The sequence below is a fragment of the Crocosphaera watsonii WH 8501 genome (assembly GCF_000167195.1).
Taxonomy (GTDB): Bacteria; Cyanobacteriota; Cyanobacteriia; order Cyanobacteriales; family Microcystaceae; genus Crocosphaera; species Crocosphaera watsonii.
Window position 1 is genome coordinate 1 of record NZ_AADV02000226.1, and the last position, 5,511, is coordinate 5,511.

The following is a 5,511-nucleotide window of genomic DNA, read 5'->3' on the forward strand; positions in this document are numbered from 1 at the left end:
TTTATAAAGATTATCTATTATTCTTTCTGTCTCAATTCTGGCTTGATTTAATATGCCTAAATCCGTTGGGTATTTGATGTCTGCTGGCGCACAAGTCGCATCTAAAATTAGTTTACCTTTATTTTTTATTTTTTCTCCTTTTTCTTGGAGACAATCCTTTTTTTTTACTTCTTTATCACTCTTGTCTATTTCTCTTTTTACTATTTTTTTATTGATTTTGTTTATCAATTCTCCATCAATTCTTTTCCTAAAATGAACTAGCATTGAAGATTCCAGTGGTGGCTCTTGTTGATAACAATTTAAACCTATAAAGTATTGTAGATAGGGATTTTCTCTAATCTGTTCTATAGTTTCTCTATCACTTGTTCCTAATTTTTCCTTAATAATTAATGTCCCTAATGCCATTCTAAATAGTTTGGCTGGCGCACCTTTTTCCGCTGAAAAAAGTTTAGCATATTCTTCCTCAAAATCATCCCAAGGTATCAACTCTGCCATGATTACCCAACGATTATTGGGGGACAATTTGCCCTCGAAAGGTAATTCAAATTTTTCTGGGGGCGGTAAAGGTTGCTCCTCTTTTCGATACATTTGTTCTTGACCAACAACTGGGAGGTGTTTCTACCAATTATAGCGGTTTGTAGCCGACAAAGCTGATCTTTTTTGCGATCGCGAATATGGGTGTAACCTTTTAAAGAATAGGGTTTTGCTTTTATTCAGCAAACCCTATATAGATACCCAGAGCAGGGAAACGAGAAGGACACCTTAGCCGTGTTGTCCTGTCCTGAATGCGCTGCTAAACATGGATTTTGTAAATCATGCGGGGCTTTCGTTGGTGGCTTAGAATCCTTCGAGTTTGGGAACCAGCACGGATACTGCGATCAGTGCTGGGAAAATATGGAACCAGTCGACCAGGACTATGACTATGAAGAAGAATTTTAATCAGAGCGATCGCACCATAACCCCTAGTAAAAGATGAAAGTGCCATGACTAACCACCAACTAACTCTACTCAATATCCCTACCCATACCCATACCTCCCAACATGATCTAGAAAATGAGGATGCTTGTGATCACAAATGGGTTCCTAGCACGGGGAAGTATGGACTATTTGCTTGGAGATGCCAAAACTGTTGGGAACGGAAGGAAGCCGATCCATTTAAAGACCATAACTACATTGTCAAATCAGCGCAATCTTTTAAACGAGTCTACCAAGATTACTGCTTGCGTTATGAGCGATCGCACACCAAGAAAGACAAAAACCGATTCTTGGACGCTGCAATAGATCGTTACTGGAAAGCTCGGATCGAGTTTTTGCGAGTCGGCATAGATCAGCCATTGACAATGGGAGACTTTGAACGGCAAAATCCTTGCCCCCCTGAATTGTTACCAGTCTATGAGATTTTAACCCAGAAATCACCCCTTAATGAATGGGGGCGGAAAAGTGAGACAGAAGTGATAGACACTTCTGAAAACTGTACTAGGGGTAAAGTTAAAGATCCTGATGGAACTTTGACCAAGTTAACCCCTAGTGCAGCTTAGCAAAAATAATCCACCAGTCACTTATGATCTTTAAAGCCCTTAAATTTCCAAACGAACGGCTTAGCAAAATGTTGATTAAAGTAATCAATAAAATTGAGAATTTTTTGGGATAGTTCTTCAGTTGAACGGACAGTAATTCTTTTGATTAAACGCCGGACTAAGATCGAAAACCAACACTCAATTTGATTAAGCCACGATGTATTTTTGGGAATATAAACAAAGCGAATTCGATGAGATTCATCTGATAAAAAATCTGCTCTGCTGTCCATAGATTGCAAAATCCCCTCCTTTCCTTTTCTCCCCAAATCAATAGTAATTCCACAGCTTTCTGCTACTAATTTGACTAAGCTTTCCGATTTATGAGTGTTGAGTTGATCTACAATAAAAATCCATTCTGCTTTTTCATCAATCTTAATCGTTCTCTGGATATGTTCAGAAAAATCTTGTTCTGTTCTTGTCGGTCCAATAGAGGGACTAACAACTTTTCCTCTTGCCACATCCCAGTTCGCAATCAAGCTTAAAGTTCCGTGTCTTTCATATTCAAATTCGATTTTTTCTACTTGTTTAGGCTTGATTCTTTTGTTCGGAAATAATCTCTCAAGAGCTTGAATCCCTGTCATTTCATCTGTACTAATTAAATGAATTCCTTGTTCTAACAAAGTTTTAGCTTCTTGATGAAGTTCACAGATATATTTGACTTGCTTTTTAAATTTTAAGGGATCATCAATTTTGGCATTTAACCAGTAACGAACGAGATGTGGTTGTAATGTCGCTTCTTTTTAAAAAACGCCCCACACTACGGGGGGAAATCTTTTCGACAATTCCTCTTTTTATGGCTTCATCCGCCAACTCTGAAGGTGTCCAATGGCTCACTGGTCTGTCTGATTTTTCACATTCTTCACAAGCGATCTCTACAATCTGGACTACTTGTTCGACCGTAAAGGATTTTGTTGTTCCAGGTCTTGGGCGATCGCTTAAAATTCCTTTGATCAAGACCATTAATGCTTTCTCCGTTACCTGTTGTTCTTCGGCGGCACTCAGTTTTTCTCTCTCCTCAAACCATCGCGATCGCCACTGACGCACTTGTACTCGGTCTAATTCTAATCTTCGACTAATCGAACTATTGCTCTCTCCTGATGCTGCGGCTAAGATTAGCTTGGCTCGTCTAACAAGGCGATAGGGGTTTGTTGTCCCTCTCACTATTTGTTGGAGTACTGTTTTCTGTAGGTTGGAGAGGTTAATTGGCAATGCTTTTATCATGGACATCAACTTCGAGATTCTTCCGTTAGTTTCATTGAAACACATTGTCGTGGCTAGTCACGAAAGTTTCTGTAAAAATCTGGTGGATTACTTTCGCCAAGCTGCACTAGGAACAATTTTGGCACTGCATTATCTCAAAGCAAAAGGAATTAACCTAGAAACCGTCGATGAAGGACAAAAAGTTGCCCTTGGGTAAAGCTGTTTTTAAGAGATTTACAGGAAATGACGGGGGGTATATAGGTTCTGATTCTGGAGGTTATCAAGTTTTTCTCAATTATCGGGGACAACAGGATAATTTTCTGAATTTTTCCTTCACAGATGTCCTAAAAAATAATATATCTCCCGATAGTTTTAGCGATCGCTTAGTATTTATTGGCACAACCGCCGAAAGTATTAATGATTTACATTACACCCCTTATAGCGGTAAGCTGTCCAATTCTTCTGAGATGATGCCTGGAGTAGTGATTCATGCTAATATTGCTAGTCAAATCCTTAGTTCGGCTTTAGAGGGACGGCCTTTGATTTCTGTTTGCCCTGATTCGGTTGAATGGTTAGAAATATATATGATGGCTTTAATTGGCACAGGGATAAGCTGGTGGTTTAAATCAATGAGGATGATTTTGTTCGGTTTATTGTTTGTTAGTGGTTGTGTGTTGGGAGCCTCTTATTTAGCTTTTTTATAGGTTTGGTGGTTACCCGAATTTCTCACAAAATCTGCGATCGCCAAACACAGAAGCCTTACAGGAAGTGGGTTTGAACAGAGCGATCGCAGATTTCCCCAACCAACAGTCTGTTGTCAGATTTTAAGTTAAAATCAACCCGAATTAGACAAAGATGAAAAGATAAATCAATCACTCATTTTTCCAAAAAAATTATTAATAAAATCTCTAATAGTACTAGATTGTTAGAATAAAATATGCTATAATTTAATTGTTAAAGCAATTTACCTTAAACTGATTTAATGAGTCCCAGTCATCCCCGAACCCCTCGTCAAGTAATCAACTTTAGTAAACAGAAAGGAAAAGAAATAATCGCTAATTTTGATGGGGGACTAATCACTTCAGATGCGGGGATTGTCTGGATAGCTGAGTTGGATAAAAAACTGGGAATTACCGAGAAGTTTGGTAACTGTTTTCAAGATCATCGTCATCAATCTTATGTAGATCATTCCGTTCATGAGTTATTAGCACAAAGGCTTTATGGAATTATTTTAGGCTATGAAGATGTCAATGACCATGATAAATTACGTCACGATCCTGCCCTTAAGATCGCTTTAGAAAAGCTTAATGAGCTTGAAGATAAAAAGGGATGGTTAGCTGGAAAAAGTACAATTAATAGATTGGAATATTGTCCTGAGACTATTCTCGACCAAAAAACGAGTCGTTATCATAAAATAGAAACCAACTTTGAAGCCATTGAAAAATCTTTTGTCGAATTTTTTTTAGAGTCTTATAAAAAACCTCCCTTAAGTATTATATTAGATATGGATGTCACGGATGACCAAGTACATAGTAATCAAGAAGGGGCATTTTTTAATAGTTATTATCACGGAGTATGTTATGCTCCTTTATATATTTTCTGTGGGCATCATTTATTAGTTGCTAAACTTCGTTCATCTAATGTAGATCCAGCCGATGGAGCCTTAGACGAATTACAAAGAATTATCGGACTAATTAGAGAAAAATGGTCAGAGACTCATATCCTAGTTAGGGGTGATAGTGCCTATGCCCGTGAAGAAATCTTCTATTTTTGTGAAAATCAGCCTTTAGTTGATTATGTTATAGCTATGGGAACAAATGGCGTTCTTAAGTTACGAGCGGATGATGTAATTGAAAAAGCCAAACATGAATATGAAAAAAAACTAGCTCCAATAACTGAATTAATGGATAGTTTATTTCAGAAAAAAGAAGATTTAGAAGAAGTTAAAAAATTAGTACCAATTTCTACTTGGTATCGCTCTATTCGTTATAAAACAGAAAAGTCATGGAGTTGTCAAAGAAGAGTAGTGACAAAAGTTTGTTATGGAAGTGATGGCTTAAAAATGCGCCATGTGGTGACATCTTTGCCCGCTTCAAAAATTCCACCCTCAAAACTTTATACAAAAAAATACTGTCCGAGAGGCGAGATGGAAAATCGGATTAAAGAACAACAATTAGACTTGTTAGCTGATAGAACTTCAACTCAAACATTTCAAAGTAATCAACTAAGATTATGGATACATTCCTGGGCTTATGTTCTCATAAATGCTTTTCGTCAACACTGTTTAAAAAAAACTTCATTGGCTAAAGCAACTGTGGGAAGAATACATCTAAATCTTCTTAAGTTGGGAGCCAGAATAAAGATTAGTTGTAGAAGAATTATTATCGCTATAGCTAGTGCTTGTCCTTATCAAGATATTTTGTCTATTGCTAACAAAAGAATTAAAACTATTCCTAATACTGGATAAATAGAATAAGTTGTTGACTGACTGATACTTTCATTTAGTCTTATTTATCGTGGAGAAAATCAAAAGTTAATATAATTATTCCCTCTTAAACTCAATTTTTGGATAATCAAAGTCAATTTTTTTATTCATCTATATTCAAAATTTCTATTAGTCCTAAAAATTATCATTTTTCACCTCTGATGGGGTTCAACTCATTGCGCAAAACCCGGTTAAGAATATCCCTTGTGAACAACCCTCCGGGCTAACCCCCCTACCATGTTCGGAAAA

The 5,511-nt window shown here is 37.0% G+C and carries 7 protein-coding genes; 4 read left to right on the forward strand and 3 right to left on the reverse strand.

The window, feature by feature from the left end:
* Positions 1-588, reverse strand: a 588-nt coding sequence (locus tag CWATDRAFT_RS29375; RefSeq protein ID WP_007307457.1) for an IS5 family transposase, incomplete at its 3' end; no start/stop codon positions are given.
* A gap of 395 nt (positions 589-983) precedes the next feature.
* Here CWATDRAFT_RS29375 and CWATDRAFT_RS29380 point away from each other — a divergent pair.
* On the forward strand, positions 984-1,538 hold the full coding sequence (locus tag CWATDRAFT_RS29380) for a hypothetical protein (RefSeq protein WP_007308373.1): 555 nt from the start codon (positions 984-986) through the stop codon (positions 1,536-1,538).
* A 17-nt stretch (positions 1,539-1,555) separates the two neighbouring features.
* On the opposite strand, the gene CWATDRAFT_RS29385 is transcribed toward CWATDRAFT_RS29380, so the two are convergent.
* Together CWATDRAFT_RS29385 and CWATDRAFT_RS29390 are read right to left on the reverse strand one after the other, a co-directional pair.
* Positions 1,556-2,197, reverse strand: coding sequence for a transposase (locus CWATDRAFT_RS29385; protein ID WP_007308376.1), 642 nt, complete (start codon positions 2,195-2,197; stop codon positions 1,556-1,558).
* Positions 2,198-2,261: 64 nt separating this feature from the next.
* The gene (locus CWATDRAFT_RS29390; RefSeq protein WP_007303067.1) at positions 2,262-2,843 is read right to left on the reverse strand and encodes a helix-turn-helix domain-containing protein; all 582 of its coding nucleotides are present in this window, start codon (positions 2,841-2,843) and stop codon (positions 2,262-2,264) included.
* Between the two features lie 4 nt (positions 2,844-2,847).
* Here CWATDRAFT_RS29390 and CWATDRAFT_RS37890 point away from each other — a divergent pair, with 4 nt between their 5' ends.
* The 3 genes from CWATDRAFT_RS37890 to CWATDRAFT_RS29405 all read left to right on the forward strand — a co-directional run bounded on the left by CWATDRAFT_RS37890 (position 2,848) and on the right by CWATDRAFT_RS29405 (position 5,244).
* Entirely contained in the window at positions 2,848-2,994 is a 147-nt protein-coding gene (locus tag CWATDRAFT_RS37890) for a hypothetical protein (protein ID WP_198139058.1), read from the forward strand.
* On the forward strand, positions 2,966-3,481 hold the full coding sequence (locus tag CWATDRAFT_RS29400; protein ID WP_007308374.1) for a CHASE2 domain-containing protein: 516 nt from the start codon (positions 2,966-2,968) through the stop codon (positions 3,479-3,481). Before CWATDRAFT_RS37890 ends, CWATDRAFT_RS29400 begins: the two co-directional genes overlap by 29 nt.
* Positions 3,482-3,759: 278 nt before the next feature.
* On the forward strand, positions 3,760-5,244 hold the full coding sequence (locus CWATDRAFT_RS29405; protein ID WP_007308375.1) for an IS1380-like element ISCwa5 family transposase: 1,485 nt from the start codon (positions 3,760-3,762) through the stop codon (positions 5,242-5,244).
* The last annotated feature ends 267 nt before the right edge of the window (positions 5,245-5,511 follow it).